This is a genomic window from Alkalicoccus urumqiensis (assembly GCF_002993335.1).
Lineage (GTDB): Bacteria > Bacillota > Bacilli > Bacillales > Salisediminibacteriaceae > Alkalicoccus > Alkalicoccus urumqiensis.
In genome coordinates this window covers 46,328-69,607 of the sequence record NZ_PVNS01000010.1, presented here as the reverse complement: position 1 = coordinate 69,607, position 23,280 = coordinate 46,328, and the positions used below count along the sequence as shown (strand labels likewise).

General features: G+C 52.1%; 23 protein-coding genes, 1 other RNA gene and 1 pseudogene. 4 read left to right on the top strand and 21 right to left on the bottom strand.

Annotated elements, in window-relative coordinates:
* Positions 1 to 29: 29 nt before the first annotated feature.
* Positions 30 to 269: an HPr family phosphocarrier protein gene (locus tag C6I21_RS11345; RefSeq protein ID WP_105959598.1), complete on the bottom strand. Its 240-nt coding sequence runs from the start codon at positions 267 to 269 to the stop codon at positions 30 to 32.
* Positions 270 to 374: 105 nt separating this feature from the next.
* On the opposite strand from C6I21_RS11345, the gene C6I21_RS11340 reads away from it, so the two are divergent.
* The gene (locus C6I21_RS11340; RefSeq protein ID WP_105959597.1) at positions 375 to 1,007 is read left to right on the top strand and encodes an NUDIX hydrolase; all 633 of its coding nucleotides are present in this window, start codon (positions 375 to 377) and stop codon (positions 1,005 to 1,007) included.
* Here C6I21_RS11340 and mtnN read toward each other — a convergent pair.
* Positions 998 to 1,699: a 5'-methylthioadenosine/S-adenosylhomocysteine nucleosidase gene (mtnN, locus tag C6I21_RS11335; protein ID WP_105959596.1), complete on the bottom strand. Its 702-nt coding sequence runs from the start codon at positions 1,697 to 1,699 to the stop codon at positions 998 to 1,000. The two genes, C6I21_RS11340 and mtnN, sit on opposite strands and share 10 nt — an antisense overlap.
* A gap of 193 nt (positions 1,700 to 1,892) precedes the next feature.
* Between mtnN and C6I21_RS11330 the strand changes: the two genes are divergently transcribed.
* Positions 1,893 to 2,123, top strand: coding sequence for a DUF2536 family protein (locus C6I21_RS11330; RefSeq protein ID WP_105959595.1), 231 nt, complete (start codon positions 1,893 to 1,895; stop codon positions 2,121 to 2,123).
* Positions 2,124 to 2,207: 84 nt separating this feature from the next.
* Here the strand turns inward: C6I21_RS11330 and C6I21_RS11325 are convergent, their stop codons facing one another.
* The 17 genes and pseudogenes from C6I21_RS11325 to C6I21_RS11240 form a co-directional block, all read right to left on the bottom strand.
* Entirely contained in the window at positions 2,208 to 2,714 is a 507-nt protein-coding gene (locus tag C6I21_RS11325; RefSeq protein ID WP_105959594.1) for a GNAT family N-acetyltransferase, read from the bottom strand.
* Between the two features lie 86 nt (positions 2,715 to 2,800).
* Positions 2,801 to 3,595, bottom strand: coding sequence for a DUF1510 family protein (locus C6I21_RS11320; protein ID WP_181186218.1), 795 nt, complete (start codon positions 3,593 to 3,595; stop codon positions 2,801 to 2,803).
* A gap of 306 nt (positions 3,596 to 3,901) precedes the next feature.
* Positions 3,902 to 4,848: pseudogene (locus C6I21_RS11315) on the bottom strand (IS30 family transposase).
* Positions 4,849 to 5,064: 216 nt separating this feature from the next.
* Positions 5,065 to 5,535, bottom strand: a complete 471-nt coding sequence (greA, locus tag C6I21_RS11310; protein WP_142393257.1) for a transcription elongation factor GreA — start codon at positions 5,533 to 5,535, stop codon at positions 5,065 to 5,067.
* Between the two features lie 264 nt (positions 5,536 to 5,799).
* Positions 5,800 to 6,459 (bottom strand): uridine kinase, encoded by a 660-nt coding sequence (gene udk, locus C6I21_RS11305; RefSeq protein WP_105959591.1) that lies wholly within the window; start codon positions 6,457 to 6,459, stop codon positions 5,800 to 5,802.
* 19 nt (positions 6,460 to 6,478) lie between these two features.
* Entirely contained in the window at positions 6,479 to 7,129 is a 651-nt protein-coding gene (locus C6I21_RS11300; protein ID WP_245411617.1) for an O-methyltransferase, read from the bottom strand.
* Positions 7,130 to 7,202: 73 nt separating this feature from the next.
* Positions 7,203 to 8,330 (bottom strand): endolytic transglycosylase MltG, encoded by a 1,128-nt coding sequence (mltG, locus tag C6I21_RS11295; protein ID WP_245411616.1) that lies wholly within the window; start codon positions 8,328 to 8,330, stop codon positions 7,203 to 7,205.
* A 193-nt stretch (positions 8,331 to 8,523) separates the two neighbouring features.
* Positions 8,524 to 8,832, bottom strand: a complete 309-nt coding sequence (locus tag C6I21_RS11290) for a DUF1292 domain-containing protein (RefSeq protein WP_105959589.1) — start codon at positions 8,830 to 8,832, stop codon at positions 8,524 to 8,526.
* A 12-nt stretch (positions 8,833 to 8,844) separates the two neighbouring features.
* Positions 8,845 to 9,261 carry a Holliday junction resolvase RuvX gene (gene ruvX / locus C6I21_RS11285; RefSeq protein WP_105959588.1) on the bottom strand — a complete coding sequence of 139 codons (417 nt, stop codon included), beginning with the start codon at positions 9,259 to 9,261 and terminating at the stop codon, positions 8,845 to 8,847.
* Positions 9,258 to 9,524, bottom strand: coding sequence for an IreB family regulatory phosphoprotein (locus C6I21_RS11280; RefSeq protein WP_105959587.1), 267 nt, complete (start codon positions 9,522 to 9,524; stop codon positions 9,258 to 9,260). The genes ruvX and C6I21_RS11280 overlap by 4 nt, the downstream gene beginning before the upstream one ends.
* A gap of 125 nt (positions 9,525 to 9,649) precedes the next feature.
* Positions 9,650 to 12,283 carry an alanine--tRNA ligase gene (alaS, locus tag C6I21_RS11275; protein WP_105959586.1) on the bottom strand — a complete coding sequence of 878 codons (2,634 nt, stop codon included), beginning with the start codon at positions 12,281 to 12,283 and terminating at the stop codon, positions 9,650 to 9,652.
* Between the two features lie 296 nt (positions 12,284 to 12,579).
* Positions 12,580 to 14,883: an SF1B family DNA helicase RecD2 gene (gene recD2, locus C6I21_RS11265; protein WP_105959584.1), complete on the bottom strand. Its 2,304-nt coding sequence runs from the start codon at positions 14,881 to 14,883 to the stop codon at positions 12,580 to 12,582.
* Positions 14,884 to 14,892: 9 nt separating this feature from the next.
* A complete protein-coding gene (locus tag C6I21_RS11260) occupies positions 14,893 to 15,564 on the bottom strand; it encodes a tetratricopeptide repeat protein (RefSeq protein ID WP_105959583.1) in 672 nt (223 codons plus the stop codon).
* A 78-nt stretch (positions 15,565 to 15,642) separates the two neighbouring features.
* Positions 15,643 to 16,743 (bottom strand): tRNA 2-thiouridine(34) synthase MnmA, encoded by a 1,101-nt coding sequence (gene mnmA, locus C6I21_RS11255; RefSeq protein ID WP_105959582.1) that lies wholly within the window; start codon positions 16,741 to 16,743, stop codon positions 15,643 to 15,645.
* 13 nt (positions 16,744 to 16,756) lie between these two features.
* The gene (locus tag C6I21_RS11250) at positions 16,757 to 17,905 is read right to left on the bottom strand and encodes a cysteine desulfurase family protein (protein WP_280953452.1); all 1,149 of its coding nucleotides are present in this window, start codon (positions 17,903 to 17,905) and stop codon (positions 16,757 to 16,759) included.
* Positions 17,906 to 17,935: 30 nt separating this feature from the next.
* Entirely contained in the window at positions 17,936 to 18,355 is a 420-nt protein-coding gene (cymR, locus tag C6I21_RS11245; protein ID WP_105959580.1) for a cysteine metabolism transcriptional regulator CymR, read from the bottom strand.
* Entirely contained in the window at positions 18,339 to 19,004 is a 666-nt protein-coding gene (locus tag C6I21_RS11240; RefSeq protein ID WP_245411615.1) for a YczE/YyaS/YitT family protein, read from the bottom strand. The genes cymR and C6I21_RS11240 overlap by 17 nt, the downstream gene beginning before the upstream one ends.
* A gap of 119 nt (positions 19,005 to 19,123) precedes the next feature.
* On the opposite strand from C6I21_RS11240, the gene C6I21_RS11235 reads away from it, so the two are divergent.
* A complete protein-coding gene (locus C6I21_RS11235) occupies positions 19,124 to 20,452 on the top strand; it encodes an AAA family ATPase (protein ID WP_105959578.1) in 1,329 nt (442 codons plus the stop codon).
* 13 nt (positions 20,453 to 20,465) lie between these two features.
* On the top strand, positions 20,466 to 20,747 hold the full coding sequence (locus C6I21_RS11230) for a hypothetical protein (protein WP_105959577.1): 282 nt from the start codon (positions 20,466 to 20,468) through the stop codon (positions 20,745 to 20,747).
* Between the two features lie 64 nt (positions 20,748 to 20,811).
* On the opposite strand, the gene ssrS is transcribed toward C6I21_RS11230, so the two are convergent.
* Both ssrS and aspS read right to left on the bottom strand, forming a co-directional pair.
* Positions 20,812 to 20,992: non-coding RNA, 6S RNA (ssrS, locus tag C6I21_RS11225), on the bottom strand.
* Positions 20,993 to 21,480: 488 nt separating this feature from the next.
* Positions 21,481 to 23,280 (bottom strand): aspartate--tRNA ligase, encoded by a 1,800-nt coding sequence (gene aspS / locus C6I21_RS11215; RefSeq protein WP_105959575.1) that lies wholly within the window; start codon positions 23,278 to 23,280, stop codon positions 21,481 to 21,483.

Genomic DNA, 23,280 nt, shown 5'->3' with positions numbered 1-23,280 from the left:
GAGCCTGAGGGCCCCTGCTTCTTTTATGTTTATTCAAATAAGCCGAGTTCGCGGAATGAGTTAACCGCAGCCTCATCCGGCTCGTTGGAAAAGTCCAGTTCAATCGTATCTCCCGGCTGCAGGGAAAGCGCAAGCACGCCGAGTAGGCTTTTAGCATCAACGACCCAGTGGTCTTTCTTGATTAACACATCTCCTTCGTAGGCACTCATACGGTTAACAAATGTGCTGGCAGTTTCTGCAAAGATCGGTTTTTTGACAGTAAGATTCACCAAATCGCCTCCAATAGATTGTTTGTATCAGTATACCATTACATTCGTGGGCTTTACTATGGTTATCTGGTAAAATAATCATCACAGACGAAAGCAGGGATATGTATGCAGAAATTACCAGAATCCATCTATGCTCATTTTGAACGCAGGCAGGCTGATATTATGAATGCGGCCAATTACCACCGTTTTGCTATTTTCGTGCCGGTCGTTCACCTGGAGGAAGGCCTTCACTTTCTATTCGAAGTCCGCTCTCCGCACGTCCCGCAGCCGGGAGACGTCTGTTTTCCGGGTGGCCGCGTCGATCAAACGGACCGCTCGATGGCGGACGCTGCGGTCCGGGAGCTCGTGGAAGAGACCGGTATTGATAGAGAGGACGCTTCGATTCTCGGCGAATTGGATTACATCGTTTCTCCGGCAGGAAGCATTATTCATCCGTTTTTCGGTGAAATCCGCTCAGGTGCGTCGTTTTCGCCCGATCCCGGGGAAGTGGAAGAGTTGTTTTTTCTTCCGGTAAGGGATCTGCTGACGCTGGAGCCGGAGACGCACAAGATTGCCCTTCAGGTGCAGCCTCCGGACGATTTTCCGTATCATTTAATCCCTAACGGGGAAAACTATCCATTCCGCGGCGGGTCGATGGAGGAGAAGTTTTACCAGCTGAACGGCCGCACCGTGTGGGGGCTGACGGCGCGTATTTTAATGCACACGCTGGACGAGCTCCGGCGCGGCGGTCAGGCGTGACGGCGGATGTCTTCGAGCATCAGCATGACCATCTCCGCAGAGTTCACGGAAGCCGTTTCTAAAAAGGAGTCGTAGGATATACGGGCGTCCTGTCCAGCGATATCGGAGAGGGCGCGGATGACGACAAATGGACATTCGAACTGGTGGCACACATGGGCGATTGCACCGGCTTCCATTTCGGATGCATATGGATCGTTGAATTTCTCGCGGATGAGGGCGGTCTGGGCGTCGCTGGAGATAAAGGAATCGCCGGAGACGATCAGGCCTTCGACAGAACGGACTCCGGTTTCTGCTGCACACTCTTTGGCACGCTGTACGAGCCACTCATCCGGCTCATACGCAGCAGGCATGCGCGGCACCTGGCCGAACTCATAGCCGAATACGGTCGCGTCGACGTCGTTGTACCGCACTTCACTGGATACGACGATATCGCCGACAGTAAGCTCCTGGTGAAATCCTCCTGCTGATCCGGTATTAATGACGTAATCAGGAAAATAAAGCTGATGCAGAAGCGTCGTGCTGATCGCAGCGTTCACTTTGCCGATCCCTGATTTGCAGAGAATAATCGTCACACCGCGGAGCGTTCCTTCAATAAACTCACTTCCTGCAATCACGCGCTCTTCCTTATCAGACATTTCCCGTTTTAAAAGCTCTACTTCTTCTTCCATTGCGCCAATAATTCCAACTCTCATACTGTCATTCCTTTCTTTTTTACGCATAATTGTGATGTGTATGTAGTGTTCCCGAAGCCGGTTTTCCACTCTTTTTCTATCGGATACCGTTTTCTATCTTATCGCAGACGCTCCGGTCCGGCAAGCGCCCTTTACCGGAAGCCGGTGCAGGCATATAATGAATGGGAGAATGATGATACAGGAGGCAACGGATATGATTTTGCAGCCAGATTCCATCCGGGACAAAATAGAATTTTTCGAAGCGAATACGCTGGCCGGACTGGAAAAACAGATTCAGGAAAAAATTGATGATAACCAGGCACTTCTGCTGGAGGTTCATCACGTGCAGTATCAGCATGTGACCGACCGCAACGGCAGAATGCACGTAAGCGCCGTCGTACACTTTAAACAGCGTCCGAAAAATAATGGACGGACCGCGGAGTAGAAAAAGCAGGAGGTGATCTGATTATTGATCACCTCCTGCTTTTTCACTATAAAGTATGTAGAACGCCTCTGCTTCCTGCCAGCATTATTTCTGCTGTTTCCACTCATTTCGGAGCAGGCTGTACATAAGCGAATCTCTCCTGCCGTCCGGAAGCTGCAGGACTTCCCGGAGCCGCCCTTCATACTGAAAGCCGTTTTTCTCCAGCACGCGGCTCGATGCCTTATTATCAGGTGCACACGTAGCCTGAATCCGCCATGCATGGTGATGCTGAAATCCATAGTCCGTAATTGTTTCCGCTGCAGTGGACCCTATGTTTCTACCCCAGTAGTCCGGATGAAGAATATAGGATATTTCGCCTGTTTGGTCTTCGGGGGAAACAAGTTTGAATTCACAGACGCCGATCATTTTCTGCTTCAGAAGAACCGCAAAGACAAAGCGGTTTTTCCCTGCCTGAACAGCTTCCTCTGTAAACCGGCGGCTGTCTTCCTCCGTGTTCGGCCCCCATGGCTGATGGCGGCATACTTCAGGAAGCGACGCATAGGCATGCACCGATGCCCAGTCCTCCATTTCAAGCGGCCTTAAGGTAATCATATAACTCCACCTCCCGGTCTGTTTCTACACTCAGCAATATCTCTCCTACGAAAAAAGCCGGCATTATCTGCCGGCAGTTTTCTCTCTTATCGGTAAGGATTGCTGTTCAGCTGTTCTGCATCGACAGGCATCCAGCCTTCGTTTTCCACCCATTCGATGCGCACCTGGTACGGCTGATCCGGGTCTCCGTCGGAAGACTGTACGGTACCGACGGCAGACTGCATCGTACCGCCATTTTCTATACGGTATACATTCATGTTCCCTGCGTTAATGCCGGCACCGTAGGCGATAGCTCGCTCCATTTCTTCCCAGTTTACGCTGTCCCGGTCAAATTTGGAGCTGTCGAGTGCAAACGGCTCGGACTGCTGTGTGCCGATAGGCTCCCACTCGTCTTCATTCATGGCGTATACGCCGCCGTTTTCTTCGTTCTCATCGGCATCTTCTTCATTATTGTTTTCTTCGTTATTGGCGGAGCTGTCGTTCTCCTCGTTCCCCTCATTCTCTTCTTCTCTTGCTTCGTTATTGTTTTCTTCTGTGCTTTCTTCTTCATTTTCTTCCGGCTCATTCATGTTGAGATTTTCTGAAGCCCCGGATTCGTTTTCTTCTTCTTCTTCTGCAGTGCCTGTATTTACAGAAATATTTCCGGTATCTGCGTCCGTATTTGTGTTCGTATTTTCTTCTGCAGCATTTTCCTCCGATGCTGTCTCCTGCTCCGCAGGTTCTTGATTTGAAGCGGTTTCCCCGCCTCCGCCGCCGCCAAGAAACAGAGTAGCACTTACGACAACAATCATCAGAGCTACGACACCAATTGCGATGTTTAGTACCGTATCCATCTTGCGTTTCTTCCGCTGGTCACTGCGCTGTGGAATTCGACTGCTCACAACAACATCCTCCTTTAGCATCCCGTCTGAGTATAGGTATTATTATATGCGATTCTCTTCTTATTTTCGAATGGATTCCGAAAAATTTGTCCGTCTTCTGCTTTCATTGAAGTGCCGTCTTTTATATAGACGATCTCTTTTTGTTTTTGTTACACGATACGAACCTTTTATTCTTGACCCTTTATGTAGTCACCGGCAGAGACGATAGGCTATTCCCTCTTCCTTCTTTCGCAAAACCTTCATGGCTTTGTCTTTATATATATTCGTTCCTATCTCTAAAACTCCTTCTTTTCTTTTGACGGTTTGTCAAATTAAGTGCAACAGTTCTTCCTGAAAAGCTTCGTGTGCTGATTTCCATTTGAGGCATTTTCTTGGCCTTCGGTTAATAAGAGCTAACGCTTCTCCCAGTTCATCATCCGATATCTTCGCTAAGTCTGTTTTTTAGGGAAGAATTCTCGAAGGAGTCCATTCGCATTTTCATTACTCCCTCGCTGCCAGGACGAGTAAGGATCAGCGAAATATACGTCCAAAGCAAGGTCTTCCTCAATGGTCTTATAACACGAAAATTCTTTCCCGCGATCGACCGTGGCCGTTTGAAACGCTTCCTGGGGAAGGTGTTTTTCAAGAAGGCGAATCGCCACCTCCATGGACGCAGCTGTGCGGTCCGGCATCTTCATGGCGTGATACCAGCGGGTTTTCCGTTCGACAAAGGTGGCCAGGCAACCTTTACTGTTTCCACGGCTGGATACGACACTATCGAGTTCCCAGTGACCAAATGTAGACCGTTTCCGAACTTCTTTGGGTCGTTCACTAATGGACGTTCCAACGTTGAATCGTCCACGGGTTTCCTTCGGTTTCTGTCGTTTCCCTTTTTGTCTTAGAACCGTCAGGTCCCCTTCATTCAGTTTCCCCTCGTACATCCAACGGTACAGGGTTTTAAAACTCAGAACTCCTTGGAAGAGACGCCCAGCAATTTGTTCCGGCGACCACGTAGCCTCTAACTTTTCGTTGATCCTCTCGGCAATGTCGGCTGACCACTTGCCGATACGGCCACATCTCGTCCGCCGACGGATATAGGTTTGATGAGCTTTTTCCGATTGATAGGTGTCTCCGGATTGATTCCGTGTAATCTCCCTGGAAATCGTGGATGGGCTGCGTTCCAACCGTTTGGCAATCTCCCGAAGGGATATCCCTTCTGCCTTCAAGGTTTCTATACGTGCACGGTCAAATGTGGTAAGGTGTTGATAACTCATGGCAAGACCTCCGTGTGATGTTTGGTGTGGTAATCAACATTATACACGAGGCTGTCATGGGTTATTTTTTTCACCCTAAAGTTCAGGTGTTGCACTTAATATTACAATTCGTCTTTTAAAAATACCCTCCCGCAGTTCATTTACACAACAAACCAGGATGGACAGCGTATTTTCATACGAAAAAAACCGCCCGGAGGCGGTTTATGCGCTGCTGTATTAATTGATCTCCAGAATTTCTACTTCCATGTCCCCGCCCGGCGTGGAAACAGAAACTTTCTCACCAGGTGCACGGCCGAGAAGGCTTTTTGCCATCGGCGAGTCGTTGGAAATTTTCCCTTCCAGCGGGTCTGCCTCTGCGCGTCCGACGATTGTATACTCTTCCTCATCCCCATCCGGCAGCTCTTTGATTTTGACGGTTTTACCTACCTGCACCGCAGAAGTATCGCCATCTTCTTCAATAATTTCAGCGTTGCGGATCATCTGTTCCAGCTGCTGGATGCGGCCTTCCACGAAAGCCTGCTCCTCCTTGGCAGAATCATACTCCGAGTTCTCGGATAAGTCGCCGAAGCTGCGGGCAATTTTAATGCGCTCCACTACTTCTTTGCGGCGCTCCGTTTTCATATATTCTACTTCTTCTTCCAGCTTTTTACGTCCTTCTTCGGTCATATAATGTTTTTCATCTGTCATTATTGTCTCTCTCCTTCATCATATAAAGTGGCAGGCAGCGTTTTCAAAATCAGCGTACGTCTTCTTCCCGTCGACTATTTACGAAAACGGGTCCGCTTCATTGGAAACGGCCCGTAAGCTTAAAAAGAGGTCATAATAAAACGGGTAAACGCCCAAACTGCCTCCGGACCGGAGACGTCTGAGCGCAGTTATCGCTGGTCATTTACTTCGAACCTGCAGGTATACGTGCTATTATAAAGAAAAATCAGTGAAATGCCAACTGATTTACAGCATCGATTTTTCTTCCAGGATCGTTTTGATCTTCGTTACCATCAAATCGATCGCCACCTGATTGTGCCCGCCTTCCGGCACGATAATATCTGCGTACCGCTTTGTCGGTTCAATGAACTGCAGGTGCATCGGCCGTACTACAGCAGTGTACTGGTCTATGACGGAATCGATCGTTCTGCCGCGTTCATTAATATCGCGCAGCAGACGGCGTATAATCCGCATATCGGAATCCGTATCGACAAACAGCTTTATATCCATCATTTCCCGGAGCCTGTCGTCTTCTAAAATCATGATGCCCTCGAGAATGATCACGTCCCGCGGCTCCACGTGAATCGTTTCTTCGGCACGGGTATGATTCGCATAGTCGTATACCGGCTTCTCCACAGCTCTCCCTTCCCCGAGCAGGTGCAGATGCTCTAATAGAAGATCGTTGTCAAAAGCTAGTGGATGGTCATAATTTGTCTTCAGCCGCTCTTCCATCGGCAGGTGCGTCTGATTTCTGTAGTAGGCATCCTGTTCGATCATGAGGATCGATTCCGCAGGAAATTGACGATAGACTTCATGAGCCACCGTCGTTTTCCCTGAGCCGGAGCCGCCGGCGACACCGATAATGATAGGTTTTTTCTGCATAATCACTAAATCCTTTCCGTCCATCATCTCCCGCCGTCGGGGATTATTTTTTTCGGGATACCATCAGGCCGTCTCCTACCGGGAGCAGCGTGGAATCAAACCGGGGGTCCTGCATCATCATTTCATTAAATGCCTGCAGGCGCTTCGTCATACTGCGGATTCTGCGGCTTTCCGGCATCTGCTCTTCAGCCACGAACCCTTTAAACAGCACATTGTCCGACAGAATCAGACCGCCGTGCTGAAGAAGCGGCTCGTACATTTGAAAGTACTTCTCATACTGGCCTTTTGCCGCATCGATAAACAGTACATCAAACGGAGCATAAGCAGCAGCCCGGGGAGCGGCTTCCAGCGCATCGGCTTCGAGCAGTGTCACACGCTCTTCTGTCCCGCTCCGCTCAAACACAGCCCGGGCCGTTTCCGCACGCTCTGCATCGCGCTCAATGGTTACAAGATGAGCATCCGGTAGTGCCGACAGCATGCGGAGACCGGAATAGCCGATGGCTGTTCCGATCTCCAGTATACGTGAAGGTTTATGAATACCAAGTAGCGTCACGAGCGTATGCATCCCCTCCGGGTCCATGATCGGAATTCCTTCTGCGCGGGCTTTTTCTTCCAATTCACGGAGAAGGCCGACTTGTTCCGGAAGCAGCGAATGCAGGTAGTCGGACGTCTTTGTCTGCTGATGGTCCATCATCTCTTCCTCTCTCTTCTTTCATATAGCCGCGAAATAGTGTACCACGGTACATGAGGCACTGTAAAGCTCCGCTTTACTGGTAGCGGCCGACGTCTTCATTGTGCTCCGCGAGCGTTTCATTAAAGTACGAGTCTCCGTTCGGAGAGTGGTAGAAGTATAGATAGTTGTGATCCTCCGGTGAAGCGGCAGCCTGGATGGAGGCCGCTCCCGGGTTGCTGATCGGACCGATCGGCAGCCCGCCATTCTGGTACGTGTTGTACGGGCTGTCTATTTCCAGATCCTCATTCAATACACGTGACTTTCGCTCTCCGTGGGCATATACGGCCGTCGGGTCCATCTGAAGCTGCATCGAAACGTCCAGCCTGTTATCAATGACACCGGAAACCGTCTCCCGTTCATCATCGCCGGCACTTTCCGCCTCAATAATCGATGCTTTTGTAAGAAGCTCATGAGGAGACGTTTCACTTTCCGGTCCTATCGCAGCACTCACTTCTTCCTGCATCCGGTCAAGCATTGCTGTCATGATTTCCTGAGCAGTGACATCTTCTTCCGTAAAATCATACCGTGCCGGGAATAAATACCCTTCCAGCGGATAACGGATATCCTCATCCAATACTTCCTCTGAGAGCATCGGATAGCGGTTAATCATCTGCACGACAAAATCCTGATTTCTCGCAGTTTCCATAAATTCGACAGCAGTCACTTCAGTCTCCGCTGCAATACGGTGGGCCATTTCCTCTATCCACCAGCCTTCCGGAATCGTGAAGGATAAGACAAATTCTTCATACACACGGCCTTCTTTCAGCTGTGCGATGATGTCGTCCGCCCCCATGGAAGGAGACAATTCATACGTTCCTGCCTGAAAGCCGCTTTCTGACTGGAACCGCACATACAGCCGGAACATCATGGCGCTGTCAATGACACCTTCTTCTTCCAGCAGTTCTGCGATCGAATCTACATTGGAGCCGATCGGCACTTCAACTTCGATCGTTTCTGAACTTGCTTCTTCCTTTGGGCCGAGGGACGCGGTGACATACTGGTAGGAACCAAAAGCCACCGCTGTCAGCGTGAGCAGCACTACAGCAAAAATGGTAAAGACAATTTTCCGCACTGCTCCTGCTTCCCTTTTCCGCCTCTCTATTTTCTGCCGGTATTTCTCCCGTTTCATCTCTTTTTTCTGTTCTTTCGTTAAGTCGCTCAAACTCCCCCACTCCTTCCCAACAAATATTATACATCAAACCGGATCAAATCGCAGTGGGTCCATCGTGATTCTTCCCATGAATACCTGAAATGTTACCCACTTCTCCACAATTTATCCATTGATCCGCCCTTCCTGCGGATGATCAAAAAAAGACAGAAGCGCTGGGCTTCTGTCCGGCTCCCGGTGCGGGAGGTTATTCTACTTCATCTTCTTCTCCGCTGAATGTATTCAGCAGTTCTTCCACCATGTCCCACTCTTCTTCGGTATCGATCGGGAAGAGGGAGAGTTCTTCATTTTCATTTTCTTCATAGCGGAATGCGTGTACTTCGACTTCTTCCGTATCATCGGTCTGGCTGCCTTCCGGAGCAAGAACCATGTACGACTTTTCAGTACTGTCTACATCGAATGTAAACAAAATTTCGAATAGGTGCTCATCGCCGTTTTCGTCCGGAATGACGATTTTATTGTCATCCCCTGGCTGTTTGATTTCAATTTCTGACATATTTTAGCCTCCTTACATATTGGACTGACGGTCCAGATAACTCTGCAGAATCATCACTGCCGCCATTTTATCGATTACTTTTTTACGTTTTTTCCGGCTGACGTCGGCGCTGACGAGCATCCGCTCCGCAGCCATCGTGGTAAGCCGTTCATCCCACATTTCGACCGGAAGTCCGGTCTGTTCGCGGAAAGTTTCTGCGAAAGCCTCGCACAGCTCTCCGGAGGGACCGATCGTTCCGTTCATGTTTTTTGGCAGGCCGACCACTGCCGAGCTGATCTCATGCTCTTTAATCAGCGCTTTGAGCTCGGCCATGTCGGATTCTATATCGGTGCGGTGAATCGTCTTGACCCCCTGCGCCGTCCAGCCGAGGGCATCGCTGACTGCCACACCGATCGTTTTTGTTCCGACATCCAGTCCGATTACTTTCATTCTGACTCCTTCTGCTCCCGGTCCAGGTAGGACCGGACCAGCTCTTCAATTATTTCATCGCGCTCCATCTTCCGGATCAGCGTCCGGGCATCATTGTGCCTCGGAATATATGCTGGATCTCCTGACAGGAGATAGCCGACGATCTGATTGATAGGGTTATATCCCTTTTCCTCCAGCGATCCGTGGACACTGAGCAGGACGTCACGTACCTGCTTATCCATCGAATCGTCCTCATTGAAATTAAACTTCATTGTTTTATCCATGGGACTTCAATCACTCCTGCCTTCCTTGGAATGGAAATGTTTACTGTCTATCTCTATTCTAGTACGTTTCCACGGGCTTGTATAGGAAAGCGCGCTGATTTCTTTTCCCGAGTGTTCTGCCAGGCTTATCCTTCACGGAGAATGTGCGGTACCGCATTCAGTGCTTCGTCGACAAGCTCCGGCTTTTTCCCGCCGGCCTGGGCCATATCCGGACGGCCGCCTCCGCCGCCTCCGCAGCGTGAAGCTACTTCTTTCACGATATTTCCTGCGTGGTACCCTTCACTGATCAGATCTTTCGATACACCGGCGACAATACTCACCTTTGGTCCATTCACCGAAGCAAGGACAAGGATGCCGGAGTCCATTTTCTCTTTCAGTGAGTCAGCCAGGCTGCGGAGGGCATTCATGTCCTGAGCGTTAACTTTTTTATACAGTACGCGCACACCATTGATTTCTTCTGCTTCGTCCAGAAGACTGCCTGCCTGCAGCTGACCGATTTTCGCTGTCAGCGATTCGTTTTCTTTTTCCTTGTCTCTCAGCTGCTGCTGCAGCTGCTGGACACGTTCCGGCACGTCATCCACCGATGCTTTAACCAGCTGCGCCGTCTGCTTCAGCTTTTCCACACGGGCATTCAGGAACTCGTATGCCTTCTGTCCGCTGACAGCCTCAATTCTGCGGACTCCTGCACCGATGCCGCCTTCTGAAACGAGCTTGAACAGTCCGATTTCCGCCGTGGAACGGACGTGACAGCCCCCGCACAGCTCCAGGCTGTAATCGCTCAGTTTAACCACGCGGACATCACTCGCGTATTTCTCGCCGAACAGAGCCATCGCACCCATTTCTTTTGCCTGGTCCAGTGACGTCTCAAAGATGTCAACCGGGATCGCCGCCCAGACTTTTTCGTTAACGATCCGTTCAATTTCTTCCATCTCTGTCTCTGTTACCTGCCCGAAATGTGAGAAATCAAAACGCAGACGATTCGGCTCTACGAGAGAGCCGGCCTGATTGACATGGTCGCCCAGAACGTCTTTGAGTGCCTGGTGCAGAAGGTGGGTCGCCGTATGGTTTTTCACGACCGCCTGACGGACCTCTCCGGATACAGCTGCTGTTACTTCCTGGCCGCTGTGAAGCGTTCCCTTTTCAATCAGTACTGTATGCAGGTGCTGCCCGTTCGGCGCTTTCTGCACATCCTGTACGCGCACGAGCAGTTGATCCGCTTCGATCGTACCGATATCTGCCACCTGACCGCCGCTTTCCGCGTAGAATGGGGTTTTCTCGAGCATCAGCTGAACGGTTTCCCCTGCCTGGGCGACGTCGGTCTGCTCTTTGTCACGCACAACTGCGGCGACGTTCGTTGTTACCTCCAGCTGATCATAGCCGACGAACGTGGAAGGCGTGGTAATCGCACCGAGAACTTCATCCTGCTGCTGCATGGATCCTGATTCCTGACGTGCTGCGCGCGCACGGGCCCGCTGCTTTTCCATTTCTTCTCTGAAGCCTTCGGAATCGGCTTTGAGGCCCGCATCTTCCACATATTCCTCCGTCAGATCCGCCGGAAATCCGTACGTGTCGTACAGCTTGAAAATCGCTTCCCCGGAAACCGTCGTGCGCCCTTCTTTTTTCGCTTCCTCCATGACTTTGTGGAGCATAGCCAGGCCGTCCTGAAGCGTTTCGTGAAAACGTTCCTCTTCGTTTCTCATGACTTTTTGAATAAACTCCGAGCGCCCTTCTACTTCCGGATAAAATTCATGCATGACTTCGGCGACCACCGGTACGAGACGGTACATAAACGGTTCGTGAATGTTGAGTACCTTCGCATAGCGGACGGCACGGCGCAGCAGACGGCGGAGAACGTAGCCGCGGCCTTCGTTGGATGGAAGCGCCCCGTCACCGACGGCAAATGTCACGGTACGGACGTGGTCGGCAATGACTTTAAATGCCGTGTCCTTCTCCGCTGAACTGCCGTAATCTTCTCCGGAAATCGACGCGGTTTCCCGGATAATCGGCATGAACAGATCCGTGTCGAAGTTCGTTTTCGCATCCTGAATGACCGAAACCATCCGTTCCAGACCCATTCCGGTATCAATGTTTTTCTTTGGAAGCGGTGTGTAGCTTCCATCCGGATTGTGATTGAACTGGGAGAAAACGAGGTTCCAGATTTCCAGGTGACGCTCGTTCTCACCACCCGGATACATTTCCGGATCGTCCGGGTCATCCCCGTAGGCCGGGCCGCGGTCGTAGAAAATTTCGGTGTTCGGCCCGCATGGACCTTCTCCGATATCCCAGAAGTTTTCTTCCAGACGGATGATCCGCTCTTCCGGAAGACCGATCATGTCATGCCAGAGCTTGTACGCTTCTTCATCCTCCGGATAAATGGTGACGGCAAGCTTTTCCGGATCGAATCCAATCCAGCGTTCGCTCGTTAAAAATTCCCACGCCCATTCAATCGCTTCTTTTTTGAAATATTCGCCGATGGAGAAGTTGCCGAGCATTTCAAAAAACGTATGATGGCGCGCTGTTTTTCCAACGTTTTCGATATCATTGGTGCGGATGGATTTCTGCGCGTTGACGATGCGCGGGTTATCTGGAATGACCCGTCCGTCAAAATATTTTTTCAGCGTTGCCACGCCGCTGTTGATCCACAGAAGTGATGGATCTTCGTGCGGTACAAGTGAAGCACTCGGCTCCACGGCATGCCCTTTCTCTTTGAAAAAGTCCAGATACATCTGTCGGACCTGTGCGGATGTAAGTTGTTTCATGACCATTTCCTCCTTTTTCGGGCCGCATTCACTAGACGGGGAGCGCACCACAAAAAAATCCCGCCCCTGTCCTTGGACATAGGGACGAGATTGATTACCGCGGTACCACCCTGATTACAGACGACGTCTGCCTCTCTAAGCACATAACGGGTGCCGTCCGGCAGGTTTTTGCCTGCACTCAGGAGCAGCCGGCAGCCCTCTTCCTGCAAAACTTCTTTCAGCCGGGGAAGTTTCTCTCTGGCCAGGGGCTTTGCTGCCTCGTCTCCGTCTTCGCATTCGACCTCATTCTTCACTCATTATAGAGAGTTGCCGGCATTGGTGTCAACTGTCTCTTCAATCGTCGGAATTCCCTCTCCTGTCAGTCTCTCTACAAGCGTCGTATTCCGCTCCAGCTCTCTGCTGGATTCCACAGCCATCGACAGGGCCTCCCAGTCTCCGCAGAGAAGGAGAAACTGTTTTGCCCGGGTGATACCGGTATAAATAAGCTTCCGCCGGAGCATCCGGTAGTAGCTCCGGACGACCGGCATGATGACAATCGGGTACTCGCTGCCCTGCGCTTTATGAATCGAGCTGCAGTACGCATGGGTGATCTGGGTGAGATCTGCCCTGCCGTATGTTACTTCTGTACCATCAAACGAAATGACGAGCTGCAGCTGTTTGTCAGCCGTTTCTTTCTCCGTTAAAATAGCGACAATTTCGCCGCGGTCACCGTTAAAGACGTTTTCCTCCAAGTTATTTACAAGCTGAAGCACCATGTCCCCGACGCGGTAGGAAAGATCGCCGAATGTGATTTCCTTCGTCCGCTCCTGCTTTGGGTTAAACAGCTCCTGCAGAGAAAGATTCAGCTGATCGATACCGGCCGGCCCTTTATACATCGGGGCAAGCACCTGAATATCGCGGGCAGCGTACCCTTTGGCCAGGGCACCACTGCATATTTTGCAGACAGCATCCACGACCGTATCCGGCCGGGCCGGAAAAAAGCGGAGGTCATCACTGGATTGATCAATTTGTTCAGGAAGCAGCCCCTGCTTGACCTGGTGGGAAAACGTAATGATCTCGGAGTTCTCCGACTGACGAAAAATATCCGTGAGCCGGACGATCGGCATCCGGCCGGCCTGAAGCAGATCCGTCAATACCTGTCCGGGTCCGACAGAAGGGAGCTGGTCCTCATCCCCGACGATAACGACCTGCATCCCGGAAGGCACCGCCCGCAGCAGCTGATTGGCAAGCCACGTATCCACCATCGACATTTCGTCCAGAATTAACAGCCGCCCTTCAAGCGGCGTTTCTTCATCGTGTTCGTACCCTTCTTCCTCTACGCCTTTGTAGCCGAGCAGCCGGTGAATCGTCGAAGCCGGCAGGCCGGTCGATTCTTTCATCCGTTTCGCTGCGCGGCCGGTTGGAGCTGCAAGGAGAAATGGATACGGCTCCCTGCTTCCGCTGTAGTCTTCTCTGGACAGCGAGAGCCCGTGAAGCGAAGCGTATACTTCAATGACGCCTTGAATGACCGTCGTTTTCCCGGTGCCGGGTCCTCCTGTCAGCATCATCATTGGGGAGGAAAGCGCCGTTTCAATCGCTTCCCGCTGGGAGGAGGCGTAGGAAACGCTGTGTTTCTCCTCGACGTCTCCTACGGCTTTAAGGATTTCCGACTCGGGAAAGTCCGCCTCCACCGGCTGCTCACTGAGCCGGCTGATGCTTGTGGCAATCCCCTGTTCAGCGAAGAAAAGGGACGGTATGTACATCCGCTCATCCACAAGGATCAGCTTCTCTTCTTCGCCCAGCTCGACAATGACATCGGCGATGCGGAGCGGCTCCACCGGCTCGGTACTTCCCTGTTCAAGCAGCGAAAGGGCAGCCTGAATGACTGTTTCTGTTTTCATGTACACATGCCCTTCATTCAGGCACTGCTCCTGGAGCGTAAACAGCACGGCAGCTTTCAGACGGTCGGGATGCTCTCCGGTAATTCCCTGGCCGCGGCCGATCTGGTCGGCACGGACAAAGCCGACGCCTGTTACATCCTCGACCATGCGGTATGGATTCTCTTCAATGACCTGCAGTGCTTCGGTTTTATACGCCTGATATATACTGACAGCAAGCTTCAATCCGAATCCATATTCGTGCAGCTTCATAAGTACTTCTTCAATCCCCTGATCCTCGACCAGCTGCTGATGAATGATCTCTGCTTTTTCTCCGTCCAGCTTCGGAACCTCCGACAATCTGCTCGGCCTGGCCAGAATTTCAGAGATGGCTCCGGTGCCGAATGTCTCTACGACGGCCTCGGCTGTTTTCTTTCCGACGCCTGGAAAACGGTCGCTTGAGAAGTAGGTGATCAGTCCCTGCTTCGTATCCGGTGTTTTTTTCTCATACGTCTCAAACTTAAACTGGCGGCCGAAGCGGGGATGATCGGTCGGGTATCCATGAAAAATGTACGTGGTATCCCGGTCGGGCCGTGCCATCATGCCGACGACAACCGCCTCTTTCTCCCGGAGGCCGTCGGATGCTTTATCTACCTTAATTTTCGCCACCGTATAAAGAGAGTCCTCCTGATGGTAGATCAGATGGAGGAGTTCCCCCTGGATATATGGTTTGTCCTCCATCATGGTCCCTCCCTACTCTCCGGTGCCCTCTTCCAGAATTTTTTCCATCTGCTTTTTCCCGTTTGCTGCAAGGGCATGATCCTCCTGCACCGCCAGTGCCTCGTTAAAGCGGGCGAGGGCTCCTTCTGCATCATCCTTGTACGCGTATGCGACACCGAGATTAAACAGCGCATCAGCATGTTCCGGCTCCATGGCCGTTACTTTTTCAAACTGTTTCTTTGCTTCGTCAATTTCCTCCGCCTGAGCGAGAGCCAGGCCATAATGGAACTGCGCATCAATATCTTCCGGCGCATCCTCCGCTGCCGTTTTCAGGTGAGGCAGTGCCCGGAGCACATCGCCGGACTGGAAGTGGCACATGCCGAGCATGTAGTACACATCGCTTTCGTTCAGTCCTTCACCGAGCGCCTTCTGGTACGAGGCGATCGCATTTTTATAGTCTTCCTGATTGTAATACAGGTTCGCCAGCCCGTAATGCGCGGCGCCGACCGTTTCATCGATCTCAATCGCTTTTGCGTAAAACGTCACGGCGCGGTCCTCTTCACCGACGCCGGCGAGGAGATTGCCGAAATTTGTAAATGCCACCGCATCTTCCGGATTTTTCTCGATCGCCTCGTTTAACAGTTTCGCTGCTTCTTCAATATTTCCTTCCTGCATTTCATGGACTGCCTTTTCATTTAAATCCATCCGAACCCCTCTTTTCTTGAAGTGAATATTGCATTGGCAAAAGCCCCGCCGTTTATACAGCGGAGCTTCCTCCTGCAGTTATGCGTGGACAGCCGGTTTAATGACCGTATCAATGGTGGCTCCGCCCAGGCACACTTCGCCGTCATAGAAAACGACGTACTGGCCGGGTGTCACCGCCCGCTCCGGCTCATAGAAAACGACTTCCACGGTTCCGTCTGACTGGGGATGAACCGTCACGCCGGTATCCTCCTGACGGTAGCGGAATTTGGCCGTGCACGTAAAGACGCGGTCCGGCACATTTCCGGATATCCAGTTCACGCCGGATGCTTCCAGTTTTTCCGCATACAGCTGCGGATGATGGAAGCCCTGGCCGACGAGAAGCACGTTGCGCTCCAGGTCTTTATCGATAACAAACCAAGGCTCGCCGGCTCCGCCGATTCCAAGGCCCTGGCGCTGACCGAGCGTGTAGTACATCAGTCCGTCATGCGTGCCCTTCACCTCGCCGTCGAGCGTCTGCATTTCTCCTTTCTGAGCAGGAAGATACTGCTGCAGAAATTCTTTGAAATTGCGTTCGCCGATAAAGCAGATGCCGGTACTGTCTTTTTTCTTCGCCGTGGCAAGCCCTGCTTCTTCGGCAATTTCACGCACGCGGGGCTTTTCAATTTCCCCGAGCGGGAACATAACCTGCTGGAGCTGCTCCTGACTCAGCGCATTTAAAAAGTACGTCTGATCTTTATTGCTGTCCACACCGCGGAGCAGCTCGGTTCTGCCGTTTGTGCGGCGGACGCGCGCATAGTGGCCGGTGGCGACATAATCCGCACCTAGTGCGAGTGCATGATCCAGAAATGCGTTGAATTTAATCTCTTTGTTGCAGACGACATCCGGATTCGGTGTGCGTCCTGCACGATATTCATCCAGGAAATACGTAAAGACGCGGTCCCAGTACTGCTTTTCAAAGTTCACGGAATAGTACGGAATACCGATCTGATTGCATACACGGATCACATCGTTAAAATCCTCCGTCGCCGTGCATACGCCGTTTTCATCTGTATCATCCCAGTTTTTCATAAATATCCCGACTACGTCGTAGCCTTCTTCTTTAAGAAGGTGGGCAGTCACGGAGGAATCCACTCCCCCGGACATACCGACGACGACACGGGTATCTGCATTTTTCGTCACAGCAGATTCCTCCTTATTTCACTTTCATTCGTGCGAGCGATTTGTCTACGGCGGTTGCTGCTTTCTGTACATCGTCCCCCGTCGTTCCGAGTCCGAAACTGAAGCGGATGGCCGCGCGGCTTCTGTCCGTGTCTCCGTGCATGGCTGTAAGGACATGCGACGGTTCAACGGAACCTGCTGTGCAGGCAGATCCGCTTGAAACAGCGATGCCTTCAAGATCCAGATTCATCAGAAGCTGTTCGACATCGGCTCCGGGGAAACTGAGATTCATCACCTGCAGCAGGCCGTTTTCCGGATCGCCGTTCTGAAGATAATCCACGCCACTTTCATCCAGGGCCTCCAGCAGTGTCCTGCGGCAGAGACGGTACGTCTCTTCTCTGTCGGACAGTTCGCTTAATGACCGTTCGAGGGCCGTTTTCATGCCGACGATGCCGGCTGTGTTTTCCGTCCCTGCGCGCCGCCTGCTTTCCTGAGAGCCGCCGTGCAGGAGCGGCTTCAGCGTAATGCCTCTGCGGACGTATAAAAAGCCGATTCCGTTCGGACCGTTGAATTTGTGCGCAGAGGAGGCGAGCATATCGACACCAAGCGATTCGACATTCACCGGCATTTTCCCGACGGCCTGCACGGCATCGGTATGGAACACCGCTGCATGATCAGCCAGCACCTCCGAGATGGCCCGGATCGGCTGAATCGTGCCTGTTTCGTTGTTTGCTGTCATGATGCTGACGAGAACGGTATCGTCTCTGAGCTCATCCTGAACAGCTGCTGCGGATACGTTTCCTTTTTCATCGACCGGAAGATAGGTTACATCCACCCCGTCCCGTTCCAGTTCCTCCAGTGCATGAAGCACACCGTGATGTTCCGTGGCGCAGGAGATGACGTGGGCGCCGCCCGGCTTCCGATGTTTCTGCACGTATCCGATAACAGCCAGATTATCCGCTTCTGTGCCGCCCCCTGTAAACACGATTTCGTCCGGAGAGGCACCGATTGCCCGGGCAATGGCCGTCCGTCCTTCATCTAATGCTTTTCGGGTTTCGCGCCCGAAATGATGCACACTCGACGGATTGCCAAACACTTCTGTCATATACTGTATCATTGCCTCGCAGGCGTCCGGATGGACCGGCGTCGTCGCTGCATGATCCAGATAAATCGGTTGTTTCACAATCTCTCTCCTCCCCCGCCGCTTCCGGCGTTAAATGTAGAACATATAATTATCCTGTGCCCCGTCACCCTCGTAATTGGCCAGATCCTCAAGCGTTGTGGAATCGAGCACTTCTTTGACAGCGTCGCGGATCTTTATCCACAGATCACGCTTGGCAGGCTCTTCATCGTCAATAATCTCCACCGGCGTAATCGGGCCTTCAAGGACACGGATAATATCTCCTGCCGTAATGGTTTCCGGATCCTTCCCGAGCATGTAGCCGCCGTAGGCTCCACGCACACTTTTTACAAGCATGGCATTCCGGAGCGGCGCGATCAGCTGCTCCAGATAGTGTTCGGATAAATTGTGGTCTTTGGCAATCGACTTCAGGGAAGTCGGGCCTTCTCCATGTTTTTTGGCAAGGGCGATCATAATCGTCAGCCCGTAGCGTCCTTTAGTTGATATTTTCAAGCGGCATCCCTCTTTCTGTCCATCGATCCATCCACCGGGTACAGAGAACGAGCGAGTATCCGGTGACATGGCCGATCGTCAGGCTGAATAAAATCGTTCCGATAAATACCGGCCCTCCGAGCAGCCATCCGGCTGCAAGGACGAGCACTTCCATATAAATCCGTACGCGCGCCACTGTCGCTCCTGTTTTTTCGGAAACAGCCAGCATAACGCTGTCCCGGGGGCCTGCTCCGCACCGCGGCGAAATATAAAGCCCAATGCCGAACCCCATAATGAGAATCCCTGCCGTAAGCATAAGTCCTCTGCCGAAAAGCCCTGCCGGCGTTTCCAGAACGAGAAGAAATAGATCGACGAACACACCGACAAACAGCATGTTCATCCACGCTCCGGCCTGCGGCAGAATTCTCGTCATTACATAGGAGGCTGCAAGCAGGACAAATCCCATAATCACCGTCCATGTGCCAACCGTCAGGCCGAGGTGCTGCTGGAGACCGATATGAAGCACATCCCACGGTGCGCTGCCGAGTTCTGCCCGTATCATCAGCGCAATACCGAGGCTCATCACCATCACACCGAGAAAAAAAATACTCCAGCGGAACACGCGCATTTTCGGTGTCTGATTCATCCGTTTTTCCCCACTTCCATCCATTCCATTTCACGACCATTATAGCATACTCCGGAGCCCGGGTACGCCCAACCTATTGCATTCTAACGAGGTTAAGCTAAAATTGCAATAGGAACGCACTTCACCTGTTAGGAGAGATACGTATGGACTTGTTCAGCCAGCGGGCCGCCGCCTCAAACCGAGGCCCCCTCGCCTCCCGCATGCGTCCAAGAACGCTCGACGACATCCGAGGGCAGAAGCATATCATCGGCCCGGACACGCTGCTGCGCCGGGCAATCGAAGCAGACCGTCTTTCCGCCATGATTTTCCATGGACCACCCGGAACCGGGAAAACGACGCTTGCCAGAGTAATCGCAGGTGCCTCGACAGCTGTCTTTGAACAGCTGAATGCGGTGACGGCCGGCGTCAAAGACGTAAAGGAAATTGTTCAGAAAGCAAAAGACCGCCTTGCCTATGAAGAGCAGAAGACGGTCTTATTTATTGATGAGATCCACCGCTTTAATAAAAATCAGCAGGATGCCCTGCTTCCCCATGTGGAAGACGGAACGGTTATTTTGATCGGAGCAACGACTGAAAACCCGATGTTTGAAGTAAATTCTGCGCTCCTTTCCCGCTCCAGGCTGTTCCGGCTGGAGAAGCTGACAGAGGAAGATATGCAGGAAGTCATTGCGGAAGCGCTGGAAGATGACGAGCGGGGTTTTGGCCGATACAGCGTCACGCTGGAGCCGGCCGCCCGCGACCACTTAATTGATGTGGCTCAAGGTGATGCCAGAACCCTGTTGAACGCACTCGAGCTTGCGGTATTAACCACGAACCCGGATGCAGACGGGGTGATTCACGTTGATACGGAAACAGCCGAACAGTCCATCCAAAAGCGGACGCTCCAGTATGACAAGCAGGGGGATAACCATTACGATACAACGTCCGCGTTCATTAAAAGTATCCGCGGTTCGGACCCCGATGCTACCGTCTACTGGCTGGCAAAAATGATCTACGCCGGGGAAGATCCGCGCTTTATTGCCCGCCGTCTCTACGTTCACGCCGCAGAAGATATCGGACTGGCAGATCCGAATGCGCTTCTCGTTGCTGAAGCCGCTTTTCATGCCGTTGAATTTATCGGCATGCCGGAAGCGAGAATTCCGCTTGCCGAGGCTGCCCTGTATCTGGCTACGGCACCGAAAAGCAATGCGGTGATTAAAAGCATCGACAGCGCACTTGATACTGTTGCCAACGAAAAAACCGGCGATGTGCCGGTCCACCTGCGCGACGCCCATTATAAAGGTGCGTCGAAACTCGGTCACGGAGAAGGATACCTGTACCCGCATAATTATGAAAATCATTACGCGGTCCAGCAGTACCTGCCGGATCACCTTCTCCGGAAAACGTTCTATACCCCGTCAACAAATGGATATGAAAAGAAAGTCCAGCAGCGTCTTGATTACTTTGCCGACCGGAAAAAACGCGGCCGGTGAAAGGAGTAGAAGGATGGACATTCTATACATCACCGCACCGCTTCTCTTCGCCGGGGCAGTCGTGCTGCTCGTATTAAAGCGCCTTTCCTGTCTGCAGACGGCAGGCAGGCTGCCCCCGGATGCCGGGAAATGGCTTCCGCTGTTCCTTTCCGCCGGCGCCTCTCTCGGCGCATCCGCCGCACTGTTTACTCCGCTCTCGATTCCCACAGCTCTGTCGATCGGTATCACTTTCGGTTATGCGGCCGCGTATATCCGCTTTTTCCTTCCACAGACAGTAAAGAAGGATGCCCGGTAATAACCGAAGCATCCTTCCCATATGATTTCCTCCCGTCATGCGGGGATATGTCATTATAAAATATAAGGATCCCATTCTGCCGCACATCACACTCACTTTGAACCTGCGTTGGCAGGTGGGTGTCCTGTTCCTGCTTCCGGACTTCCTCTGTGTACAAGGCCTGCCCATCGGCCGGAAACGTCAGACTCCCGAGGTGAACATGTTGGCTCAAAATATGTCGGTCAGCACGTACAGCGCAGGACCCTTATAGCTGATAACATCCTTTGGTGACTGCAGGTTCATTTTAGCGCACCTCCCAAAGAAATGCAACCTATTATACAAAAAATTCTGTCAACTTTTATGGGAAATTTCGTAACATTCCGCACGTCCAGAATCATAAAACAAGCGTGAGCGGACTTTTTCCAGTGATAAACGAAACACGCCGGCAGAGCCTTCGAGGAAACCTTTTTAGTATTCACCGTTTTCTGCCTGCCCCCCCCCTGGAACCGTGCAAATAGCGCCCGGAAAAAGCAGATATACGCACAAAGAATGACTTTCACCCTCATTTCCAAGTGATACGAAGGCCGTCCAATGCTCGTGTAAAATGCGCTCAAGCCTTGCCCGCGGCAGGCGATTGGAATGGAAAGGATCACCCCCCTCATACAGAAAGCCCTCACCAAAAATGGTAAGGGCTTCATTTGATGCTGGTTATGTTCCAGCCTATTCTGTGCGTTCAGCCGCTGATTCAATCGTTCTACTGCTGTTTCGCTTCTTCTTTGTCTTTCTTTTTCTTTTCAACCTTCAGACTGAGCTCCTTCAGTTTCGCTTCCTCCACTTCGGAAGGCGCATTGGTCAGCAGGCAGCTCGCGCTTGCTGTTTTCGGGAACGCAATCGTGTCGCGGAGGTTGGAGCGTCCGGCAAGAATCATGACAAGACGGTCCAGACCGAGGGCGATGCCGCCGTGCGGCGGCGTGCCGTATTCAAATGCATCCAGCAGGAATCCGAACTGGGCCCGGGCTTCTTCCTCGGAAAAGCCGAGTGCTGTAAACATCTGCTCCTGAAGCTCCCGCTCAAAAATACGCTGGGATCCACCGCCGAGCTCATAGCCGTTCAAAACAAGGTCGTATGCTTCGGCCCGCACCTTTTCCGGCTCCTCTACAAGCTTATCCACGTCTTCTTCGACTGGACGGGTGAATGGATGGTGCTCTGCTGCATAGCGCCCTTCCTCCTCATCGTAGGAGAGAAGCGGGAACTGTGTAACCCAGAGAAAGTCATACGTCCCGGGCTCAATCAGGTTCCGCTCTTTTGCAAATTTGGTCCGGAGTGCGCCGAGGACATCCCATGCCACCCGGATTTTATCCGCTGCGAAGAAAAGGACGTCCCCTTCCTCTGCATCAAATTCCTGGATGAGCGCTTTTTGATCCGGCGCTTCAAAAAATTTCGCAATCGGTCCTTTCACTTCTTCCGGACCGGTCACTTTCAGCCAGGCGAGTCCTTTTGCTCCGTAAACCTTGGCGAACGTACTGAGCTCATCCAGATCTTTACGGGAATAATCATCCGCAATGCCTTTTACGTTGATCCCCTTGACTACACCGCCGTTTTCCACTGCGGACTGGAATACTTTAAAGCCACTGTCTTTCACCATCTCGGAAATGTCATGCAGTTCCATGCCGAAGCGCGTGTCCGGTTTATCCGAGCCATAGCGGTTCATCGCCTCATCGTATGTCAGACGTTTAAACGGTCCGCCGACTTCTACGCCGGCAAGCTCCTTGACGAGACGCTGCATCATCGATTCCATCATTGCCATAAGCTGATCTTTGCCCATGAAAGAAGCCTCAATGTCCACCTGTGTGAATTCCGGCTGACGGTCTGCGCGCAGATCTTCGTCCCGGAAGCAGCGGGCAATCTGATAGTAGCGCTCAAAGCCGGAAACCATCAGAAGCTGCTTGAACAGCTGCGGGGACTGCGGCAGGGCATAAAAAGATCCTTCGTGTACACGGGATGGCACGAGATAATCCCGGGCGCCTTCCGGTGTGGATTTTGTCAGCATCGGCGTTTCCATTTCCATAAATTCTTCTTCATCGAGCATGTCGCGGATCAGCTTGGTCACACGGCTCCTAAGCTTCATCGTGTCATGCATGGACTGTCGGCGGAGATCCAGATACCGGTATTTGAGCCGGACATCCTCGTTCAGGTCCGATTCTTCATCCACCGTAAATGGCAGTCCTTTTGCCGCATTCAGGACAGTAATTTCATCGACGTGAATTTCGATCGTTCCTGTCGCAATTTTCGGATTTACTGTCCCTTCAGAACGCTTGACGACCGTGCCGCTCACCTCGATGACATATTCACTGCGGACCTGATCCGCTGTTTTCAGTGCTTCTTCACTCACGTCGCTGTCAAATACGACCTGGATATGGCCGGTACGGTCGCGCAGGTCCACAAAAATAACCTGACCGAGGTCGCGGCGCTTTTTTACCCACCCCTGAAGGGTGACGCGTGCGCCCACCTGCTGTTCTGTAAGCTCTCCGCATGTATGTGTCCGTAGTTTCAT

Coding starts and splice junctions, on each gene's coding strand:
- C6I21_RS11340 (WP_105959597.1), top strand. CDS start 375: ATGCAGAAATTACCAGAATCCATCTATGCTCATTTTGAACGCAGGCAG.
- mtnN (WP_105959596.1), bottom strand. CDS start 1,699: ATGAGAGTTGGAATTATTGGCGCAATGGAAGAAGAAGTAGAGCTTTTA.
- C6I21_RS11330 (WP_105959595.1), top strand. CDS start 1,893: ATGATTTTGCAGCCAGATTCCATCCGGGACAAAATAGAATTTTTCGAA.
- C6I21_RS11325 (WP_105959594.1), bottom strand. CDS start 2,714: ATGATTACCTTAAGGCCGCTTGAAATGGAGGACTGGGCATCGGTGCAT.
- greA (WP_142393257.1), bottom strand. CDS start 5,535: ATGACAGATGAAAAACATTATATGACCGAAGAAGGACGTAAAAAGCTG.
- udk (WP_105959591.1), bottom strand. CDS start 6,459: ATGGACGGAAAGGATTTAGTGATTATGCAGAAAAAACCTATCATTATC.
- C6I21_RS11300 (WP_245411617.1), bottom strand. CDS start 7,129: ATGATGGACCATCAGCAGACAAAGACGTCCGACTACCTGCATTCGCTG.
- C6I21_RS11290 (WP_105959589.1), bottom strand. CDS start 8,832: ATGTCAGAAATTGAAATCAAACAGCCAGGGGATGACAATAAAATCGTC.
- ruvX (WP_105959588.1), bottom strand. CDS start 9,261: ATGAAAGTAATCGGACTGGATGTCGGAACAAAAACGATCGGTGTGGCA.
- C6I21_RS11280 (WP_105959587.1), bottom strand. CDS start 9,524: ATGGATAAAACAATGAAGTTTAATTTCAATGAGGACGATTCGATGGAT.
- alaS (WP_105959586.1), bottom strand. CDS start 12,283: ATGAAACAACTTACATCCGCACAGGTCCGACAGATGTATCTGGACTTT.
- recD2 (WP_105959584.1), bottom strand. CDS start 14,883: ATGATGGAGGACAAACCATATATCCAGGGGGAACTCCTCCATCTGATC.
- C6I21_RS11260 (WP_105959583.1), bottom strand. CDS start 15,564: ATGGATTTAAATGAAAAGGCAGTCCATGAAATGCAGGAAGGAAATATT.
- C6I21_RS11240 (WP_245411615.1), bottom strand. CDS start 19,004: ATGGATGGAAGTGGGGAAAAACGGATGAATCAGACACCGAAAATGCGC.
- C6I21_RS11235 (WP_105959578.1), top strand. CDS start 19,124: ATGGACTTGTTCAGCCAGCGGGCCGCCGCCTCAAACCGAGGCCCCCTC.
- C6I21_RS11230 (WP_105959577.1), top strand. CDS start 20,466: ATGGACATTCTATACATCACCGCACCGCTTCTCTTCGCCGGGGCAGTC.
- aspS (WP_105959575.1), bottom strand. CDS start 23,280: ATGAAACTACGGACACATACATGCGGAGAGCTTACAGAACAGCAGGTG.